We start from the raw sequence: 20,397 nt of genomic DNA on the forward strand, positions 1-20,397 counted from the left end.
GGCCGTTATGGACGCGCATCAGGAAACCGACCGGCGGATCGCGGAAATGGTCCGCGCCTGTTACTGGGACAGGGACATCAACTGTGCCCGCACCACCCTGTACTGCATGAGCCGCCTCTTCGATCCGCCCCTGGACCCGCAGCTGGACCGCGCGGCCATCGGCCTGAACGGAGCCGGGCGCATGGGCTGCCAGTGCGGCCTGCTGGAGGGCGCGCTGCTCTTCCTCGGAATCCATGCGTCGTCCCTGGGCAAGACGGAAAAGGAAGTCTGCGCCGTCTGCGGCCGCTATGCCGCCGCCTTCCAGGAACGTTTCGGCGGGGTCGATTGCCGGGTGCTGCGGCCCGGCGGCTTTCAGAAAAGCGATCCGCCGCATCTCTGCGAGGGGCTGACCGTGGAGGCTGTCCGCCTGCTCCACGATTTTGTGACGGCGTTGCGCTGACCGGAGAATGGGTCGCGGGCCCGCCCTGATTTGACGTTCCGGGCGTTTTCCCTTAATCAGTAATCATTATGCCTTGTTTCAGCAGCACAAAGGAGCACGACCTTATGTCATCCGACAGTCCCGACTTTCCCGCACCTGAACCCGGTACGCATAATCCCGCCGGCCTGCCCGCGCCCGCCCTCTCCCGCTGAACGCCTCTTGAGAGCGGCGCGTCCCGCGCCGGTCCCAGGAGGTTCCCATGTTTTCCTTTTTCACGACTCTGAAAGCCTTATTCCATTCCCCGCGTCCGTCGTCCCGCCCGCTGTCCCGCGCGGACCGCGCCGCGCGCGGCGTCGGACGCCCCCACGCCCCGGCAGCGCCGAAGCGCGCCGCCTCGCAACATCTGCTTGATGCCGCCCGGCAACGGCCGGACGCCCTGCTGCGCGCCTACAACTCGTCCACGCAGGGCCTGAACAGCGCGCAAATCCCGGCCCTGCGCCGGCGCCACGGTGAAAACCGCCTGACCCGCAGCCGCCGGGAACCTCTGCCCCTGCGACTGCTCAGGGCATTTCTCAATCCCTTCAGCGTGGTTCTGCTGCTGCTCGCGGCCATTTCCTTCATCACCGACTATCTGCTGGCCGCCGCCGGGGAAAAGGATCTCACGGCCGTGCTCATCGTGGGCGGCATGGTGCTGATCAGCGGCACGCTGCGCTTCGTGCAGGAGGCCCGCTCCGGCGACGCCGTGGCCCGCCTGGAATCCCTGGTCAACACCACCATCGACGTGCTGCGCGACGGCCGGGGCGGCGAACGGCCCATCAGCGAGCTGGTGCCCGGCGATGTGGTCCGCCTGGCCGCCGGGGACATGATCCCGGCTGATCTGCGGATTCTGGAGGCCAAGGACCTCTTCATCAGCCAGTCCTCCCTGACCGGCGAAAGCGAACCGGTGGAAAAATTCGCCGGTCTGCCGGACGCCTCTCCAGACGCCCCGGCCAGTCCGCCCCAGAGCCCGCTGGACTGCGCCGACCTGGCCTTCATGGGCAGCAACGTGGTCAGCGGCTCGGCCCTGGCCCTGGTGCTGGCCGTGGGCAACGCCACCCTGTTCGGCTCCCTGGCCCGCCAGATCGCCGACACCACCACCCGCACCAGTTTCGACAAGGGCGTCAGCGCCGTGTCCTGGCTGCTGATCCGTTTCATGGCCTGCATGGTGCCCATTGTCTTTTTCATCAACGGCTTCACCAAGGGCGACTGGGTGGAGGCCGCGCTCTTCGCCCTGTCCGTGGCCGTGGGCCTGACGCCGGAAATGCTGCCCACCGTGGTTTCCGCCAATCTGGTGCGCGGCGCGGCCTTCATGGCCCGCAAAAAGGTCATCGTGCGGCGGCTGGACGCCATCCAGAACCTGGGGGCCATGGACGTGCTCTGCACGGACAAGACCGGCACCCTGACCAGGGACAAGATCATTCTGGAATATTCCCTGGACGTGCACGGCAACGAGGACGAGCGCGTGCTGCGCCACGCCTTTCTGAACAGCTGGTTCCAGACCGGCCTGAAAAACCTGCTGGATGTGGCCATTGTGGACCATGCCGACGACCTGGACATGCTCACCCTGCGGCGGGACTACGTCAAAGTGGATGAAATCCCCTTTGATTTCGGCCGCCGCCGCATGAGCGTGGTCGTCGCCGACCACCTGGGCAAGACCCGGATGATCACCAAGGGCGCGTTGGAGGAAATGCTGGCCGTCTGCGCCTGGGCCGAATACCACGGCCAGGTGGAGCCGCTGACCCCGAAACTGCGGGAGGAAATCCTGGCCCGCACCCGCCGCTACAATGCCGACGGCCTGCGCGTGCTGGGCGTGGCCCGGAAAACCCTGCCGGACGGCGGCCGGAGCTTTTCCGTAGCCGACGAGGCCGACATGGTGCTCATGGGCTATCTGGCCTTTCTGGACCCGCCCAAGGAATCGGCGGCCCAGGCCGTGGCCGCCCTGCGCGACTACGGGGTGCGCGTCAAGGTGCTCACCGGTGACAACGACGCCGTGACCCGCAGCATCTGCCGTCAGGTGGGCCTGCCCGCCGAACGCGTGCTGCTGGGCGCGGATCTTGCGGATATGGACGACGAGCGCCTTCGGCAGGAAGTAGAGCGGGTGGATATCTTCGCCAAGCTCAGCCCGCAGCAGAAGGCGCGCATTGTGGCCTGCCTGCGCGGCAACGGCCATGTGACGGGCTTCATGGGCGACGGCATCAACGACGCGGCGGCCATGCGCACCGCCGATGTGGGCATTTCCGTGGACACCGCCGTGGACGTGGCCCGCGAGTCGGCGGGCGTGATCCTGCTGGAAAAGGATCTCACCGTGCTGGAGGCCGGGGTCATTGAAGGACGCCGCACCTACGCCAACATCATCAAGTACATCAAGATGACGGTGAGTTCCAATTTCGGGAATATGTTCTCGGTGCTGGCGGCCAGCGTCTTTCTGCCCTTCCTGCCCATGACGCCCCTGCAGATTCTGGTGCTCAACCTGATCTACGATCTGTCCTGCACCACCATCCCCTGGGACAATGTGGACGAGGAATTCCTGCACCAACCCCGTACCTGGGACGCCGGTTCCATCAGCTCCTTCATGCTCTGGCTCGGGCCCACCAGCTCGATTTTCGATCTGCTGACCTTTGTCCTGATGTACCGGCTGATCTGCCCGGCGGTTCTGGGCGGCCCCTGGCACAGCCTGGACCCGGCCGGGCAGGCCGCCTTCGCGGCGCTGTTCCAGGCGGGCTGGTTTGTGGAGTCGCTCTGGTCCCAGACCCTGGTCGTTCACATGATCCGCACGCCCAAGCTGCCCTTCGTGGAGAGCCGGGCGGCCTGGCAGTTGACGCTCCTGACCAGCCTGGGCATTGCCGTGGGCACGGTCATCCCCTTCACCTCCCTGGGCCGGGGCCTGGACATGGCGGCCCTGCCCGTCGGGTATTTCCCCTGGCTGGGCGGCATGATCCTGGGCTATATGCTGCTGACCACCGTGGTGAAGCGGGCTTACATCCGGCGCTACGGCCAGCTGCTGTAGAAGCTGAAGCGAGCTCTTCGCGGTGCGGATTTTCCACGGAAATCCGCACCGCGCGTTTAGAAACAGCTCCTACGGCAGATAGCCGCCGTGCGCGCTGCGCACATCCTCAATGGTAAGAAAGCTCTTGGGCGAAAGTTTCTTGCACAGGCGCACCAGGCTGTTGACCTTGCGGCGCGGCAAGACCACCCGCAAGAAGTGCATTTCGTCATGCATGCCGAAGGCCTCAAGCCGGGTTACGCCGAAACCGGCTTTGCGCAACACGGCGGCAAGGTGCTCGTCGTCCTCGGGCGCCACGATATTGACGACGGTGATGCCCAGAGCCAGGCGCTCTTCCACGAAAATACCCATCAGAATGCCGCAACTGTAGCCCCCGGCATAGGCAATGATGTTGAAGACGTTGTCCAGATGCGCCATGACCCGTGAGATGGCGACCACCCAGATGACGATCTCGAAAAAGCCCACCAGGGCCGCCACAAAACGCACGCCGCGCATGACCAGGACGGTTCTGACCGTACCCAGAGTCACGTCCGCGAGACGCAGGCAGAAAATCAGCAGCGCTCCCGCAAAATCCAAATGCATTCCCAAGAGTGTCATGACATCCTCACTGAATATGTAAAGCCGGGATAGTGCGGATATCCCGGCTGAAAATTTCGCCCCTGGAGCAGATTAACTTTGAGTTGAAATACCCAACCTGGCGATGTGTTTATGGCAATGCTACCAGAACGCCGCATTTTGGCAATCAGGCGGCCTTGCAAAACCGGGGCGGACGACTCCGACGCGGCTCAGCTTCAGTCCCGGCCCGCCATTTTCTTCAATTTCCGGTAGAGCGTGGGGCGGCTGACGCCCAGGGCGCGGGACGCGGCCCGGATATTGCCGTTGTGCCGGGCCAGAGCTTCGGCCACGGCCCGTTGCTCCAGGTCTTCCAGGGTGCCCTGGCCGGAGCCGCCGGACGGTTCCGATGGAGCCGCCTGCCGGGGCCGCTCCAGCCCGGCGATGCCGAAATGCTCGGCCAGCAGATCGCCGCCCTCGGCCAGATGCATGGCGCGCTCCACCGCGCTTTCCAGCTGGCGGACGTTGCCGGGCCAGGCATGGGCCGTGAGCATGGCGGCGGTGTCCGGCGGCAGGACCGCCGTGGGTTTGTTCAGACGCAGCCTGTGCCGCTGGATGAAATACTCGGCCAGGGGCAGAATGTCTTCCGGCCGCTCGCGCAAGGGCGGCACAAGGATGTTCAGAGTGCTGATGCGGTAATAGAGATCCGCGCGAAATTTCTGCTGTTCGATGGCCTGCCTCAGATCCTTGTTGGTGGCCGAAATGACGCGCAGATCCACGGGCACGGTACGCAGGCCGCCCACGCGCTGGATCTCGCCGGTCTGGAGCACGCGCAGCAGCTTGACCTGCATGTCAAAGGGCATGTCCCCGATTTCGTCCAGAAAAAGCGTGCCCGAATCGGCCAGCTCGAACTTGCCGGGCCGCCCGCCCTTGCGCGCGCCGGTAAAGGCCCCCTCCTCATAGCCGAACAGCTCGCTTTCCAGGAGTTCCTTGGGAATGGCCCCGCAGTTGATGGCCACAAAGGGCCGGTTGCGCCGCTCCCCGCCGTTATGGATGGCCTGGGCGAAGAGCTCCTTGCCCGTGCCCGTTTCGCCGCAGAGCAGCACCGGGGCCGTACTGGCCGCCGCGATGCGCGCGTGGCGCAGGGCCTGCCCCAAGCAGGCGCTGGACCCCAGAATGGAATCAAAGGTGAAATGGGCGTGGCTGCCGGTCACTTCCACGGCCATGCCCATGACTTCCTTTTTTTCCTGCACGGTGAGCAGGCCGCCCACCACTTCACCGTTGCTCATGCAGATGGGGTCAAAGGAAGCGAAATGCGTCATGCCGCTGTGCCGGGCGAGAATTTCGCGCGCCTTGAAACTTTTGCCCGTGGCGAGATGTTCCAGCACGCCGCTGCGGCCGCCGGTAAAGTCCTCGAAATCCCGCCCGGCGGGCGAGACGGGCAGACTGAAGAGCCGCCGGGCGCTACGGTTGGTCTGCACGATGCGGCCGTGCGAGTCCACGGTGACAATGCCCCGCGAGTCGGATTCGATAAGGGCGCGCAAATACTGGTTGGTGGTGGCCAGGTCCCGCATGCGCTCCCGCTCGCGCAACTGGGAGGTCACGGTTTCCGCGGCCTGGCGCACCAGGCCCAGGGTGTGCACATGCATCATGGCCGACTCGCCGCTGAGCGAAATGGCCCCCAGCACAACGCCGCCGTCCGGCGCGAAAACCGGCGCGCCCGCATTGCTCAGACGGCGCGCGTCCATGGAAAACATGGCGTCGCCGGGCAGAAAGACCGGCACCTTCTCCTCCAGGGCCAGACCGATGGCGCAGGTGCCCACGTCGCGCTCCAGCCAGCGGTAGCCGGGCAGGCAGCGCCGCCGTTTGAAATGCTCCACCAGTTCCGCGTCCCCCACCACGTAAAGCACATAGCCCTCACTGTCGGCCAGGGCCATACAGAAACCCGTGCCTTTGAGCAGGCCGTAGAGCGTGTCGATCTGCGCCCGGGCCAGGTCAAAGAACTCCCTTTGCCCGTTGATCCGCTTGCGCAGACCCGCCGCGCTCAGACCTCCGGCCTCGGGCGCGCCGTCCAGATGCGGGTCCAGGCCGTAGCGCGCGGAACGCGCGTGCGAACGCCGGATAAGTTCCTCAAGGTTCGGAATGGCGGACATCTGGCTGAGCATGGGCTGTCCTTGTAATAAAAAAATACATGTAAAATTTTATTACACTTAAATACGAAAATGCGCGCCCGGACAGGCTGCATTCGCGGCTGATGCTGATTTCAACGTGCTTCTTTTTTCACAGATTGTCACGTTTTATTACATAACCATGGCCTCTTTTTATCAATACCAACCATAACACGCTTAAAATACTAATAAAAACACTTCAAGCCAAAGTTGGCATGGTCCCTGCTTTTCCTCTCCCGAATGCGCGCCCTGCCCCGGCCTGTCCGGAGCTCGAAATTATCGCAAGGCGAATTTACTTCGCCGTTAAGCGATAATTTCAAGCGCAAAATATTTTAGGGAGGAAACATGCCCATCACACGTTACGGGACTCCGGCCAAAGCGGGCGCGCTGCCCTTTTCCAAGGCCGCGGGCGCGGACGGCTGGCTCTACGTCAGCGGTCAGGTGCCCCGCGCCGCCGACGGCGAAATCGTTTCCGGCAGCATGACCGTGCAGGCCCGCGCGGCCCTCAACAACCTCAAGGCGGCCCTGGCCCTGGCGGGTTACGGCCTGGAAGACGTGGTGCGGGTGAACGTCTTCATCGACGACCCGCGCGACTTCGCCCAGTTCAACAAGGTCTACGCGGAATTTTTCACGCCGGAGCACGCCCCGGCCCGGGTCTGCGTGCAGGCCGCCATGATGAGCGATCTGCGCGTGGAAGTGGACTGCATCGCTTACAGGGACAAGGCCTGAGCAAACCGCCGCCGGGAGGCGAAGCATGGACAAAAAAACGCCGTCAAGAAAATCCGGAGAACGCGACGTCGTCATCGTGGGCGGCGGCATTTCCGGCGCGGCCCTGGCTTTCGGACTGGCCGGAAAAGGCTGCAAGGTCACGGTGCTGGACGCGCCCACCCGCACCAACATGGCCTCGCGCACCAATGTGGGGCTGATCTGGTGCCAGTCCAAATTCCTGCATCTGCCGGAATACGCCCGCTGGGGCTTCATGTCCTCGCGGCTCTTTCCGGAACTGGTCCGGGAACTGGAAGAAATCTCCGGCCTGCACGTGCCCGTGAACTTCACGGGCGGCCTGATTCCGGTGCTCGGCGCGGAGGATTTTCAGAAGCGCGCCGACTACATCGTCAAGCTGCGCGAAGCTCTGGGCGAATACCGGGGGGCCGTGATCGAACGCGGCGAGCTGGAAAAAAAGCTGCCCAAAATCCCCTTTGGTCCGGAGGTCTGCGGCGCGGCCTGGTGTGAGGAGGACGGCGTCATCGACCCGCTGGCCCTGCTGCGCGCCTACCGGGCGGCTCTGCCCCGGCTGGGGGCCGAATATGTGGAAACCCTGGTGCTCGACGTGACCCCCCATGCGGGCGGCTACCGCGTCGCCACCCGCAACGGGGACTATTTCTGCCGCCGCCTGGTGCTGGCCGCCGGTCTGGCAAACCGGCGCTTCGCCCGTTTCGCCGTGCCGGATCTGCCGGTCTATCCGGACAAGGGCCAGGTGCTGCTGGTGGAACGCCTGCCCATGGTCATGCCCATTCCGGTGCTGGGGGCCACCCAGACCTTCGGCGGCACGGTGATCATCGGCTTCAAGCATGAACGCGTGGGACACGACAGCGGCGTTGTTCCCGCCTCGGTGGCCACGGAAGGCCGCTGGGCCATGCGGGTCTGGCCGGAACTGGCGAAAAAGCGCCTGATCCGGACCTGGTCCGGCCTGCGCGTCATGCCGGAAGACAATATGGCCATTTACAGCCGCCTGCCCGGCCACCCCCAGGTGAGCCTGATCAATACCCACAGCGCCGTGACCATGGCCGCCGCGCACAGCCGTCTGCTGCCCGATTTCATTCTGGGCGGGGAGCTGCCCGAAACCGCGCGCGGCATGACGCTCAAACGCTTCGGCTTCGCCTGCTGAAAGGAGTTTTCATGCACAACGCCAACACAGCCACTGTGCGCATCATCTTTGACGGGCGGGCCCTGGACGTTCCGGCGGGCATCAGCGTGGCCGCCGCCGTGCTGGGGCACGCCCACGCCGGGCGTACCGCGACGCATCCCGTGGACCACAGCCCGCGCGCGCCCTATTGCCTGATGGGCGTCTGTTTTGAATGCCTCATGGAAATCGACGGCGAAGCCGACGTCCAGTCCTGCCTGGTGCCCGTGCGGGAAGGCATGGTCGTGAACCGGCAGACGCCCCCGGAGGACAAGTGATGGACAAGCATACGGATGTCGTCATTGTCGGCGCGGGCCCGGCCGGTCTGGCCGCGGCCTGCGCGGCGCGTTCCTGCGGCCTGACGGTGACCCTGCTGGACGAGCAGGCCGCGCCGGGCGGGCAGTTGCTGCGCAATGTGGAAAGCCCCCTGGCCCAGGCCCTCATGGACCCCAGGGAACGTGAAGCGGGCCTGCGCCTGGTGGAGGATTTCCGCGGCAGCGGCGCGACATACGTGCCGCGCGCCGTGGTCTGGGGCATGGAAGGACGCTGCCTTTCCTTCAGCGTGGACAATGTGCCGCAACGTTTGAGCGCGGCCAACGTCATTCTGGCCCCCGGCGGCATGGAACGGCCCGTGCCCTTTCCGGGCTGGACCCTGCCCGGCGTCATGGGCGCGGGCGGGGCGGACATTCTGCTGCGCTCCGGCGGCAGCCTCACGGCGGACAAGGACGCCCCCGTGGTGCTGGCGGGCAACGGCCCCCTGCTGCTTCTGCTGGCCGGGCATCTGCTGGACGCGGGCGTGCGTATCGCGGCCTGGCTGGATACGGGCAGCCTGTCGCAACGTCTGCTCTCCGGCGCGGCCATGCCCGCCGCCCTGCTGGACCCGCCCTATCTGGGCAAGGGCCTGCGCATGGCCCTGCGCGTGCTCAGGGGCGGCGTGCCCGTCATCCGCAACGCGCGGGACATCCGGGCTCTGGGCGCGAACAGCCTGGAAAAGGTTTCCTACGCCGCCAAGGGCGAAACGAGGGAACTTCCGGCCGCCGTGCTGCTGCGCCATGAGGGCATCATCCCCCGCGTCCAGATCTGTAACGCCCTGGGCGCGCGCCTGCGCTGGGACCGGGTCCAGCGCTGCTGGTATCCGGACGTGGACGCCAACGGTCGCACCAGCCTGGACGGCCTGTATGTGGCGGGCGACGGCGCCTATGTGCACGGCGGCGACGCCAGCCGCCTCAAGGGCTGGCTGGCCGGCATCGACGCGGCCCGGCGTCTGGGCGTCATCTCCCCGGCCGAGGCCGGACGCCGCGCGGCTGGGGCCCGGCGCAAACTGGCCGTGCTGCGCGCGGCGCGCGGCTTTTTGCGTTACGTCTTCGCGCCTGACCCGAAGATTTTCGACGTGCCGGACGAAACCCTGGTCTGCCGCTGTGAGTGCGTCAGCGCGGGCGCCATCCGCAAGGCCGTGGCCGAAGGCTTTCACGAGGTCAACGAGGTCAAGCGCGTGACCCGTTGCGGCATGGGCCAATGCCAGGGGCGCATGTGCGGCCCGGCCTTGGCGGAGATTACGGCCCGTGCGCAGGGCGCGCGGCCCGACGCCGTGGGCTGCCTGCACATGCGCAGCCCCTTCCGCCCCGTGAAACTTGAAACCTACTGCAATCTCCACGCGCCGGAATGATCGCCATCCCGCGCAAGAGTAAAGAGAAAAGCTTTTGAGAATATATATCCCCGGAATTTGAAGCAGGCCCGCTTCGGCGTTTATCCGCGCAAACGGATTGCGCATACGCCCACGCGTCGGGCGGCTGCTTCCGCAGCCACCAGGGCCGTTTCAACGTGAAATTGCCCGAACCCCCAGGAGTGACGGACATGCCCATTAACTGGATAGATTATTCCATCATCATCCTCTACCTTTTCGTGGTCGTTTACATCGGCTGGTGGGCCATGAAAAAGGTCTCCAACTTCGACGACTACGCCGTGGCCGGGCGCGGCCTGCCCATGAGCATCTTTTTCGCGGCCATCGCGGCCACGCTCTGCGGCGGCGGTGCCACCATCGGCCGGGTGGCCTTCATGCACACCACGGGCATTGTGGTTTTCGCCGGGTTGATGGGCGTGGTCATCAACCAGATTTTCTCCGGCCTGTACATCGCCGGGCGCGTGCACAACATCAAAAACGTCTACGGCCTGGGCGACCTCTGCGGCCTCTACTACGGCCATGCCGGGCGGCTTGTGTCCGCCGTGGTTTCCTTTCTCTTCTGCCTCGGGCTGTTCGGCGTGCAGATTCTGGCCATGGGCGCGATCATGCAGACGGCCACCGGCATCGACCTGATCCCGGCGGCCCTGATCTCCTCGGCCATCACCCTGGCCTACACCTGCTGCGGCGGCATGCTCGGCGTGACCATGACCGACGCCATCCAGTACGTGATCATCATTGTGGGCATAAGCCTCTGCGGCTGGCTGGCCATTGACCACGCCGGCGGTTTCGACGTCATGATGGCCAACCTTCAGGCCGCGCCCGCCTATGTCGACAATCTCAAAATCTTCGCGGACTGGTCACCCATCCAGGTCGTCAGCCTCTTTTTCGGCTTCCTGTTCGGCGAATTCTGCGCGCCCTACTTCATCCAGCGCTATGCCTCCACCAAGTCGGCCAAGGACAGCAAGGCGGGCGTGCTGATCTTCTCCGTACACTGGATCTTCTTCCTGGCCACCACGGCGGGCATCGGTCTGGCCTCCATGGCCCTGCAACCCGACGTCAAGCCGGATCTGGCCTTCACCAACCTGATCCGCGACGTGCTGCCCGTGGGCATCACGGGCCTGGTGCTGGCCGCCCTGCTGGCCGCCGTGATGAGCTCGGCCGCGGCCTTCATCAACACCGCCTGCGTCTCCTACACGCGCGACATCTACAACAAGTTCATCAATCCCCAGGCGACCCAGGCCCAGATGCTGCGCCAGTCGCGCCTTTCCACCCTGGTGGTGGGCGGCGGGGCCATTCTGGCGGCCATTACCTTTCAGGACGTCTTCGGCCTGATGCTCTATGTCTTCAAACTCTGGCCCTCCACCATCATTCCGCCCCTGCTCTGCGGCCTGCTCTGGGGCAGGATTTCGCCCTACGCGGGCGCGCCCGCCATGGTCATCGGCGGCTTGAGCTATCTGCTGTGGAGCGACAAAGTGCTGGGCGAGCCCTTCGGCATTCCGGCCAACCTGGTGGGCATGGGCATCAACTGCCTGGTCCTCTTCGTCATCCACCAGCTCATGAAAAACCGCCCGCCCCGAAGCGGCATGTACGCCCCGGAACAACTGTAATCCGAGCCCGTTCACGCAATCATTCAGGAGACTCCCATGCTGGAATTCACCAAGATACTGATCTATACATCCTTTGTGCTGAACATCGCCTGCGGCGTCTGGGTCTTTTTCGGCATCATCGGCTGGGTCCGCGATCTGCGCAAAAACTGATTTTCCGCGCTTCTTCCGCGTTGCAAGGAGACGGCCATGATTCTGAAAGGCGGCACACGATACTATGACACGCCCGTGGGCGTGCTCTGCCTGGATTCTCTCTTTCCCAAACCCAGGGGGCATCTGCGCAATCCCCTGACCTTCGGCTTTCCGGTGGTGACGCGGGTCATCACGGGCGTGGACGTCCCGCGCCTGCTCTTCAATCCCACGCCCGAGCTGCTGGAGCCCTTTGTGCAAGCCGCGCGGGAACTGGAAGCCGACGGCGTGCGCGCCGTCACCGGTTCCTGCGGCTTCATGGCCCGCTTCCAGGGGCAGATCGCGCGGGAACTCAAGGTGCCGGTACTGCTCTCAAGCCTCGTGCAGTTGCCGCTGCTGCGCCTGCTGCACGGCGAAAACGCGGTCATCGGCGTGCTCACGGCCAGCGCCGCGGCGCTCACGCCGGAGCTTTTCGCGGCCTGCGCCTCGAAAAGGGACGCGGTGCGCATTCAGGGCATGGACGAGCAGCCCGAATTCCGGGAAACCATCTTGGAAAACAAGCGACACGATTTTGACCTGGACCGCCTGGAACAGGAAATCGTCGGCACGGCAAAAGCCTTCGCGCGGACGCAGGCCCTGGACGCCCTGCTGCTGGAATGCACGGATCTCTCGGCTTTTGCCGAACCTGTTCAGAAGGCGACGGGCATCCCGGTCTACGACATCTGCGGGTTGGTGGAATACGCGGCCCATGCGGTGTGCCGCAGAAAATGGGATCAACGGTAGGCAACGCCCAAAAAACCGGGGCGGAAAGGCCGTTGAAAACCTTTCCGCCCCGCAATGCATCCATCCTGTGGCGCCTATTTCCTCTTCAAACCCAACCGTTCCACCACGGCCTCGGCGCCCAGGCGGGCGAATTCGGCCACGTCCCGGCCCTGGCGCGCGCTTTCCGGCAAGAGCAGTTCGGGCCGGTTCGCCAGGCTCTTGTCCGGCGTGACCCCGTATTCCGGCGGAAAGGCATCGTTGAAATACATGTCCTGAAAACCCGCGAACTTCAGGCTGTGGGCCGTGGCGTCCAGCACCGCGTGCTCGTCGCCGCCGATGAGCCCCAGCGCACGGGCGTTCAGCAGACCGGCCAGACATTCGCCGCCCTGGGTGCAGGCGATGTGCCCGTGGCGGTTGGCCTGAATCATGGCGTCCATGATCTGCTGTTCCGTGACCTGAACCACCTGGAAGGCCGTTTCCCCGCCCGCCTCAACAAAACGCTCGGCCAGCCGCCGCACGCGCGGAAAAGACACGGGATTGCCGATCATGGCGGCCTGGGCCACGCTGGGCGTGACCGTCACCGGCTGCCAGTGGCGGGTCTCTTTGGGCGCGGCATAGTAACGCCAGACCGGGTCCGCGTGTTCGGACTGCACGCCGAAGACGCGCGGCAGGCTCGTGATGATGCCCAGGTCCAGCATTTTCAGAAAGCCGGACATGATTGCCGTGACATTGCCCGCGTTGCCGATGGGCACGAAAAGGCAGAGCCCGGCCACGTCCCAGCCATACCACTGGGCCACTTCATAGGCGTAGGATTCCTGGCCCAGAATGCGCCAGCTGTTTTTGGAATTGAGCAGGGCCACGCGGTAGTTTTCCGCCAGATATTCCACCACTTTCATGCAGTCGTCGAACACGCCGGGCAGCTCCAGCACCGTGGCTCCGCTGCCCAGGGGCTGCGAGAGCTGCTGGGGCGTGACCTTGCCGTAGGGCAGCAACACCACGGACTTGAGCGGCGTTCCCACATAGGCCGCGTACAGGGCGGCGGCGGCGGAGGTGTCGCCGGTAGAGGCGCAGACCGTAAGCACTTCGTCCCACTCGTGACGGCGGCAGAGCCATTTGAGATAGCTGAAGGCGCAGGCCATGCCTCGGTCCTTGAAGGAAGCGCTGGGATTCTGGCCGTCGTTCTTGTAGGCGAAGGGCAGGCCCACGCGATCGCGCAGGGCGGGCGCGGCCTCCACGATGGGGGTCAGGCCTTCGCCCAGATAGACGATGTCCTCTTGCTCCAGCAGCGGGGCCAGCAGTTCGTAATAGCGGAAAATACCCTTGAGCGCCGTGTCGCGCGTGGCCGCGCGGGCATCGAACAGCTCCCGCCAGGCCGCGCCGTCGCGCTCTTTCAGGCGCTCGAAGTCCAGGTTTTCCAGCAGGAACACGCCGCCGCACTGCGGGCAGGCGTAGAGCAGGCTGTCGCCGGGATAACGCGCCCCGCAGTCCAGACAGACGTATTCCATACGGCCGCGATAGGCCGGAAAATCAGGATGTACCACGAAACATTCCTCCATAGTGGATGGCGTTCTGAAACGATGGATTTTTTCCCCTGGCAAGAAAGAAGGCGGTCCCGGTTCGGGGATAGTACTCTTATGGTACAGCCCCGGGCCGGAACCGCCTTCTGCCGCAGCCCAGGGAAAGAAAGGCGCGTTTCAGCTTTTGCTCTTTAACCAGCTTTTTTCCGTCCCCGCCCGCAGGCGGGCGATGTTCTCGCGGTGCTTCCAGACCACCAAGGCCAGCAGACAAAGGCTCAGGGGCAGCCAGCTCCAGATGCCGCTGAGCAGCAGAAGCAGGGGCAGGGCCGCCACCAGGGTCAGGGACCCCAGGGAGACATAGCCGCTGCGCCAGATCACCAGCAGGCAGAGCGCGGCGGCGATAAGCAACTGCCAGAAGGCCAGGGGCAGAAACACGCCGATGCTGGTGGCCACGGCCTTGCCGCCCTTGAACTTCATGAAGCAGGAAAAGACATGCCCCAGCACGCAGGCCAGGCCGGTCAGGCTGACAAAGACAGGGGACGGATTGATGGCCAGCGCGGCCCAGACCGGCAGCGCGCCCTTGAGCACGTCGCAGAGCAGGGTTGCCACGCCCCAGCCGAAACCGCAGAGCCGGGAGACGTTGGTGGCCCCGGTGCTGCGGCTGCCGTCCGTGCGGGGGTCGATGCCGCAGAAGGTTTTGGCGATGACCAGTCCCCAGGGCACGGAACCCAGCACATAGGCCACCGCTATCCAGAGTGCCTGCACAAGCATGTTTTTCTCCTCCCGAAAAACCGGACTGACCCAAGGCAGGCGTATCTTGCCCGCCGCGATTCTCCGGGGAGAACAGCCTCACGCACGCTGCCCGCGTCATCCGGCATTTTTTGCTGCTCACGTACCTGCGTACGCTGCGCGCGAAAAATGCCGGACCTCGGCAGCGCACGAAAATCTTATTCTCCGCCGGATTCCCCCGGCACCAGCCATCCGCCTCCGCTACGCTCCGGCGGAGTAAAGGAGGCTTTGCCCAACAATGCCGGGCAACATTCAGAATTATATTTCCTGAGTGTACCCTGCTGTCTTTCAATAACTTTCAGTTGCGCCAGCCTGGCGGGTCTACCCTTCCAGGGTGGCGGCCTCCACGATCTGTATCTCATTATACAACGGATGCACCTTGCCCAGGCGCACTTCCACGGCCATGCCGGGACAGGCCCGCTCGTCGAACATCCGGCGCTTGCCGCGCACGAAAATGCCCTGATCCGGCAGGCTCACGCTGACAAAGGCGTCGTTCTCCTCGGTGATCACACCGGGCCACCAGGCCTTGTCCCCCTTCTGGCGGAAGAAAAGCAGCTTCCAGTAACGGGGCCGGAAACGCTGCACCTGCCCGGCGGCTTCCAGCACGGGCGAAAGGCTGTTCAGCAGCTCCGCCAGACCGCTTTCATCCCAGCGTGCCTGCCCGGCGCGCAGAAAATGCACCACCTGGGCCTCGTTGACAAGGTCCGGGTAGCGGCGCAAAGGCGAAGTCACAGGGGTGTAGCGGGGCAGGCCCAGAGCCGCGTGGGGCCGGGCCTGGAGTTCCAGGCTGGAGGGCGTCAGCGCCCGCATGATCCGGGCCATGTCCTGGGGCGCGGTCCAGACGCCCGCGTATTCCTTGGGCAGGGCCACGTCTTGGGTCCGGTGGAGCATGGGCAGCCCACGCTCCCGCGCCCATTCGGCCACGGCGGCGCTGGCCAGAATCATGGTTTCCGCCACCAGCATCTGGGCATCCGGGGCCGGATCGTCCGGGGACACGTCCACGCGCAGTTCCGCGCCTTCACCTTCCAGGCGGATCACCGGATCGGGCCGGTCCATGATCACGGCTCCGGCCGCGATGCGCGCCTTCTGCCGCCGCCGGGCCAGATCCAGGCCCAGGCGCAGTTGCTCCGCGTGGAGCGCGGCGGGATTGTCCGGCAGAGCCGCCTCCGCGCCGCCGGACGTTTCCACCCGCCCTTGCGCGGCCAGGGCGTCCAGCACGGCCTGGCTGTCCTTGTAGGTCAGGTTGGCGGCCAGACGCGCCCTGGCGACAAAAACCTCGCACGCGCCCGCCTGGCCTTCGCTGTCCACAGCCACCCGCACGCAGAGCGACGGACGCGGCTCGCCCGCCAGCAGGGAAAAGGCCCCGGTGCCCAGCGTCTCGGGCAGCATGTGGCATGTGCCTTCCGGCAGATAAATGCTGGTGCCCCGGTGCAGCACGGCCTTGTCCAGCGGCCCGCCGAAGGGCCAGAGCAGGGCCGGACAGGCCAGGGCCAGGGTCAGGCTGCACCCCGCGCCGTCGCTCTGGACGAAAAAGGCGTCGTCCACGTCGCGGGTGCTGGCGCTGTCAATGCTCACAAAGGGCAGCTCGCAGAGCGGCAGGTCCGCCGCTGCCGGGTCGTCCCCGCAGGCCGCCCGCGCCAGGGCCTCCACCTCGTCGGCGTGCTCCTGCCACCATGTATCGTCCGGCGCGTAGTCGGCCCGGTCCAGCCAGAAATTGTAGTGCGGCGGCAACTCGCCCCAGGCGACCAGCAGTTGCAGGGGCAGATGCGGCACGTCGGGCAGGCCCTTGGCGAGCATGCGCCAGAGCGCTTCATGCTCCTGGCTTTCCGGATCAATCATCCGGGCGCGCAGCAACTCTTTGAGGCGATCCGCCACTTCGGGCGCGGGCCATTCCGAACCGCTTTCCGCGCCGGACCGTCCGGAGGGGGCGGACGGGGGCGGCAGAGGACGCTTTTTGCAGGCCACATCCCAGAGCAGGCGGAAAAAAGCCGCCCCGCCCGCGATAAGCGCCTCGCGTTCCTCCCGGCTTTTCTGCTCGGCCAGGCGCTTTTCCACGGTTTCAGCGGAAAAGACCTGAAAATCCGGCGGCTGGAAACGAAAATGGCTTTTGCAGGCCAGCAGCGCGCGGCCGTAAGCGGACACATGGTCCGGGTCCGGATCGCTGACAAAGAGCTCGGCGAACCATTGGGCCTGGGCCGTCGCCACTTCGCCCTGGGCCAGTTCCCAGGCGTCCATGACCGGCACCGCGGCGGCCAGTTCCTCCCTGGCCTTTTTGTGTGTTTCCAGCAGGCGCACCGCCTCTTCCCGGCCCGCGTCGGCCGCGTGCAGCGGCCCGAGCCAGGGTAGCAGGCGCGCCGCCGTCAGCCGCGTTTCCCGCCGATTAGGCAGCAAAAGGCGCAGGCGGCCCCCGACTTCTTCAGTGACCATGGCGATCTGGACGGCATTGCCCTCCATATATTCCACAATGCAGCCCGGCGCGGGATAGCGCACACAACCCGGCATAAACGCTCCTTTAGTCCGAACATCCTCATGGCAGCCCGACGCAGAGAATCCAGCATTTTTGCCGTTCTGGCAAGTCTTGGGCCTCTGCCAAGGTCATTCCGTTTCCCGCTCGTTGTTTTATTCTGCCCTGCGGGTACGGGGCTTTACGCCTCCCGGCATTTGGGCCGCCTAGCGCGGCGGTGGGCCGCGGGGTCTTCGACCCCAATGAAGAGGAAATCCGGGCCTATGCCGGCGAATACGGCGCGCAGCAGGAGGTGCATACCGGCTGGCTGAGCATGAAGTTTGAGTTTTAGGGCAGCGTTGCGGTGAAAATGCGTCCATGCTCAGGCGGCGGCTTCACTGTCCAGGACTTCTGCGTCGTCAACAGCCATGCCCGCTAGGAGCTGTTTCTAAATAAGGATTTTCGCCCCCTGCCGGAACAATTTCAAGATGAAACCGCTTTGACGCCGCCGTCTGAAAAATCCGTGCCCTTCCCCACAGAAAGGGCACGGATTTTTCAGACGGCGCGATGACACGGCCCGGCGGCCCCAAGCCGCCGGGTCCTAGGCTTTGTCCCGGTAATCCGGGAACAGATCGCCGTGGTACAGGCGCAGGCCCGTCCGCGCGTATCCGGCGGCCACCCGGAAGGCGGCCAGATCGTCAAAGGTATTGCCCACCACCTGCATACCCATGGGGATATTATTGGGGGCCACGCCCACGGGCACGTCCACCACCGGATAACGGCTCAGCAGGTTCCAGATATATGTCAGTATATATCCGGGTCCCTTCACGGGCCTGCCGTTGATCGTCAGGGCATCCTTCGTCGGATCGTTGTCCGCCGGGAAATAGGGCGTGGCAAGGGTCGGCATGAGCAAGGCCCGGCAGCCCTTGCCGAAAACCTCCTGTTGCAGGTGCCGGTGGAGCCTGGCCGCAAGCTCATCGGCGGCGGCCATGGCCTCGGGCCCGCCGTTGCGCGCCGATTTGAGCGCCTGCCGGGCGTAGCTCGTCATCAGCTCCTGCTGAGGCTCGGCGGCCAGCAACATGGCGCCGATGCCGGTGGAGAGCAGGCCGTTCATATAGATGGGGAATATCTGAGCGTTGGTCCAGCCCAGCCTGACCTCCTCCACCACGGCTCCCTGTCCGCGCAGCACTTCTGCCGCATTGCGCAGCGAATCCCGCACGGAAGCGTCGACGCCCTCCGGCAGCCAGTCCTCAAAATAGTCCAGCGCGATCTTCACGCCCTTGAGATTCTCATACTTAATCAGTGTTACCGTAATCGAATACTTTTGCAATCCGGAACAAATGCGGCGGGTCTGTGGCGCGAGGCCGGATGCGGGCCAGCGCTTCGACCGGGAATTCCGACGCGCCGGAGGAGTGGAAGAAGGACCGCGCACTGGACGAGCGGGCGGGAAGCGGCTATACAAAATTTTTATAGCCTCAATTCCTACCGTGCCCCAAGGGCGCGCACGAGCGAGACACAGCCCATGAGCATCATTCACCAGCCGGGCGGCAACCGCGTCTTGAATCTGCACGAGCCTGAAAAGCCCCAACTCTACCGTGAACTTTTTCCCTATACGAGCATTTGCCGCACGTCTTTCGACGAAGTGCTGCTGGCCCCGCGTCCGGCGGAGCAGATGCGCATCACCGACACCACCTTCCGCGACGGCCAGCAGGCCAGGCCGCCCTACACGGTCAAGCAGGTGGCCAAAATGTTCGACTTCCTGCACCGCCTGGGCGGCAAAACCGGGCTGATCACGGCGTCGGAATTCTTTCTCTACTCGGCCAAGGACCGCAAGTGCATCGATGTCTGCCGGGCGCGCGGCTACCGCTTCCCCAGGGTCACGGCCTGGATCCGCGCCACCAAGGAAGACCTCAAGCTGGTGCGGGACATGGAATTCGACGAGACCGGCATGCTCACCAGCGTGTCCGACTACCATATCTTTCTCAAACTTGGCAAAACCCGCCAACAGGCCATGGACATGTATGTGGACCTGGCCAGCCAGGCACTGGAATGGGGCATCATTCCGCGCTGCCACTTCGAGGACGTGACCAGGGCCGACATTTACGGTTTCTGCCTGCCCCTTGCCCAGCGGCTCATGGAGCTTTCGCGCCAGAGCGGCATGCCGGTGAAGATCCGCCTCTGCGACACCATGGGCTACGGCGTGCCCTGGCCCGGCGCGGCCCTGCCCCGCTCGGTGCAGCGCATCGTGCGGGCCTTCACCGACGAGGCCGGAGTGCCCGGCCAGTGGCTGGAATGGCACGGCCACAACGACTTCCACAAGGTGCTGGTCAACGGCGTCACGGCTTGGCTGTACGGCTGCGGCGCGGTCAACGGCACCCTGTTCGGCTTCGGCGAACGCACGGGCAACACGCCCCTGGAAGCCCTGCTGGTGGAATATATCTCCCTCACCGGCGACGACGCTGCGGCGGACACCACGGTTCTGAGCGAAGTGGCCCAATTCTTCGAAAAAGAACTGCACTACCGCATCCCGCACAATTATCCCTTTGTGGGGCGCGACTTCAACGCCACCAGCGCGGGCGTGCATGCCGACGGCCTGGCCAAAAACGAGGAAATCTACAATATCTTCGACACCAAGCATCTTTTGGGGCGCCCGGTGCCGATCATCATCACCGACAAGACCGGCCGCGCGGGCGTGGCTTACTGGATCAACAACAACCTGAATCTGGCGGAAGACAAGCAGGTTTCCAAAAAGCATCCCGCCGTGGGCCAGATCTACGACGCCATCATGGCCGTGTACGAGGAAACCGGGCGCACCACCAGCTTCTCCCATGACGAAATGGAAGCACTGGTCCAGCGCTTCATGCCCGAACTCTTCGCCACCGAATTCGACCAGATGAAACAACTGGCCGGGGATCTGGCCGCGCATCTCATCGTGCGCCTGTCCCGCAGTCCCGGCCTGACCGACCTCAGCGAGCAGGCCTGCGCCCGGCTGGATGAATTCGTGCACGAGTATCCCTTCATCCAGTTCTGTTGCCTCACGGACGCCCGGGGCAAGATGCGTTGCTCGGCTGTCACGGACCCGGAATACAAGGAAGTCTACGAAGCCCTGCCCGTGGGTTATGACTTCTCGCAGCGCGAATGGTTCAAGATGCCCATGAAGACCGGCGACCTGCACATCATGGACGTCTATCAGTCGCACTTCACCGGCAAGCTGGTCATTACGGTGTCCTGCGCGGTGACCGACGAGAAAGACCGCATCGTGGGCGTGGTCAGCGGCGACATCCAGCTGGAGCAGCTGCTCAAGCGCGCCCGTGCCCTGCAACAGGAAGTCGGCTCGCAGGACGAGGTCGACAGCGACAGCGAATAGCACCACGCAAGGCCGCTTGCC

15 protein-coding genes are annotated in these 20,397 nt (G+C 64.7%); 9 read left to right on the forward strand and 6 right to left on the reverse strand.

Annotated elements, in window-relative coordinates; all coding sequences use genetic code 11:
• Window positions 1-7: 7 nt before the first annotated feature.
• Window positions 8-439, forward strand: coding sequence for a C-GCAxxG-C-C family protein (locus AXF13_RS13080; protein ID WP_062253899.1), 432 nt, complete (start codon window positions 8-10; stop codon window positions 437-439).
• Between the two features lie 238 nt (window positions 440-677).
• Complete coding sequence (gene mgtA / locus AXF13_RS13085; RefSeq protein WP_062253900.1) at window positions 678-3,464, forward strand: magnesium-translocating P-type ATPase; 2,787 nt, start codon at window positions 678-680, stop codon at window positions 3,462-3,464.
• Between the two features lie 69 nt (window positions 3,465-3,533).
• On the opposite strand, the gene AXF13_RS13090 is transcribed toward mgtA, so the two are convergent.
• A complete protein-coding gene (locus tag AXF13_RS13090) occupies window positions 3,534-4,058 on the reverse strand; it encodes a DUF2179 domain-containing protein (protein ID WP_062253902.1) in 525 nt (174 codons plus the stop codon).
• A gap of 194 nt (window positions 4,059-4,252) precedes the next feature.
• On the reverse strand, window positions 4,253-6,178 hold the full coding sequence (locus AXF13_RS13095; protein WP_062253904.1) for a sigma-54-dependent Fis family transcriptional regulator: 1,926 nt from the start codon (window positions 6,176-6,178) through the stop codon (window positions 4,253-4,255).
• 348 nt (window positions 6,179-6,526) lie between these two features.
• Here AXF13_RS13095 and AXF13_RS13100 point away from each other — a divergent pair, with 348 nt between their 5' ends.
• From AXF13_RS13100 to AXF13_RS13125, 6 genes are all read left to right on the forward strand, one after another.
• Complete coding sequence (locus AXF13_RS13100) at window positions 6,527-6,910, forward strand: RidA family protein (protein ID WP_062253905.1); 384 nt, start codon at window positions 6,527-6,529, stop codon at window positions 6,908-6,910.
• 25 nt (window positions 6,911-6,935) lie between these two features.
• Window positions 6,936-8,069 carry an NAD(P)/FAD-dependent oxidoreductase gene (locus AXF13_RS13105; protein ID WP_062253907.1) on the forward strand — a complete coding sequence of 378 codons (1,134 nt, stop codon included), beginning with the start codon at window positions 6,936-6,938 and terminating at the stop codon, window positions 8,067-8,069.
• An 11-nt stretch (window positions 8,070-8,080) separates the two neighbouring features.
• On the forward strand, window positions 8,081-8,362 hold the full coding sequence (locus tag AXF13_RS13110; protein ID WP_008683094.1) for a (2Fe-2S)-binding protein: 282 nt from the start codon (window positions 8,081-8,083) through the stop codon (window positions 8,360-8,362).
• Complete coding sequence (locus AXF13_RS13115; RefSeq protein ID WP_062253909.1) at window positions 8,362-9,750, forward strand: (2Fe-2S)-binding protein; 1,389 nt, start codon at window positions 8,362-8,364, stop codon at window positions 9,748-9,750. Before AXF13_RS13110 ends, AXF13_RS13115 begins: the two co-directional genes overlap by 1 nt.
• A 188-nt stretch (window positions 9,751-9,938) precedes the next feature.
• The gene (locus tag AXF13_RS13120) at window positions 9,939-11,372 is read left to right on the forward strand and encodes a sodium:solute symporter family protein (protein WP_009302513.1); all 1,434 of its coding nucleotides are present in this window, start codon (window positions 9,939-9,941) and stop codon (window positions 11,370-11,372) included.
• A 186-nt stretch (window positions 11,373-11,558) separates the two neighbouring features.
• Window positions 11,559-12,281, forward strand: coding sequence for an aspartate/glutamate racemase family protein (locus AXF13_RS13125; protein ID WP_062253910.1), 723 nt, complete (start codon window positions 11,559-11,561; stop codon window positions 12,279-12,281).
• A gap of 74 nt (window positions 12,282-12,355) precedes the next feature.
• On the opposite strand, the gene thrC is transcribed toward AXF13_RS13125, so the two are convergent.
• The 4 genes from thrC to AXF13_RS13145 form a co-directional block, all read right to left on the reverse strand.
• On the reverse strand, window positions 12,356-13,765 hold the full coding sequence (gene thrC, locus AXF13_RS13130) for a threonine synthase (protein ID WP_150116222.1): 1,410 nt from the start codon (window positions 13,763-13,765) through the stop codon (window positions 12,356-12,358).
• Window positions 13,766-13,954: 189 nt separating this feature from the next.
• Window positions 13,955-14,548, reverse strand: coding sequence for a glycerol-3-phosphate 1-O-acyltransferase PlsY (gene plsY / locus AXF13_RS13135; protein ID WP_062253914.1), 594 nt, complete (start codon window positions 14,546-14,548; stop codon window positions 13,955-13,957).
• A gap of 339 nt (window positions 14,549-14,887) precedes the next feature.
• The gene (locus AXF13_RS13140) at window positions 14,888-17,068 is read right to left on the reverse strand and encodes a ribonuclease catalytic domain-containing protein (protein ID WP_062253916.1); all 2,181 of its coding nucleotides are present in this window, start codon (window positions 17,066-17,068) and stop codon (window positions 14,888-14,890) included.
• A 542-nt stretch (window positions 17,069-17,610) separates the two neighbouring features.
• Window positions 17,611-18,285, reverse strand: a complete 675-nt coding sequence (locus AXF13_RS13145; RefSeq protein ID WP_236887147.1) for an amidase family protein — start codon at window positions 18,283-18,285, stop codon at window positions 17,611-17,613.
• Between the two features lie 246 nt (window positions 18,286-18,531).
• Here AXF13_RS13145 and AXF13_RS13150 point away from each other — a divergent pair, with 246 nt between their 5' ends.
• Window positions 18,532-20,376, forward strand: coding sequence for a triose-phosphate isomerase (locus AXF13_RS13150; protein ID WP_062253918.1), 1,845 nt, complete (start codon window positions 18,532-18,534; stop codon window positions 20,374-20,376).
• The last annotated feature ends 21 nt before the right edge of the window (window positions 20,377-20,397 follow it).

The organism is Desulfovibrio fairfieldensis (assembly GCF_001553605.1).
Lineage (GTDB): Bacteria > Desulfobacterota > Desulfovibrionia > Desulfovibrionales > Desulfovibrionaceae > Desulfovibrio > Desulfovibrio fairfieldensis.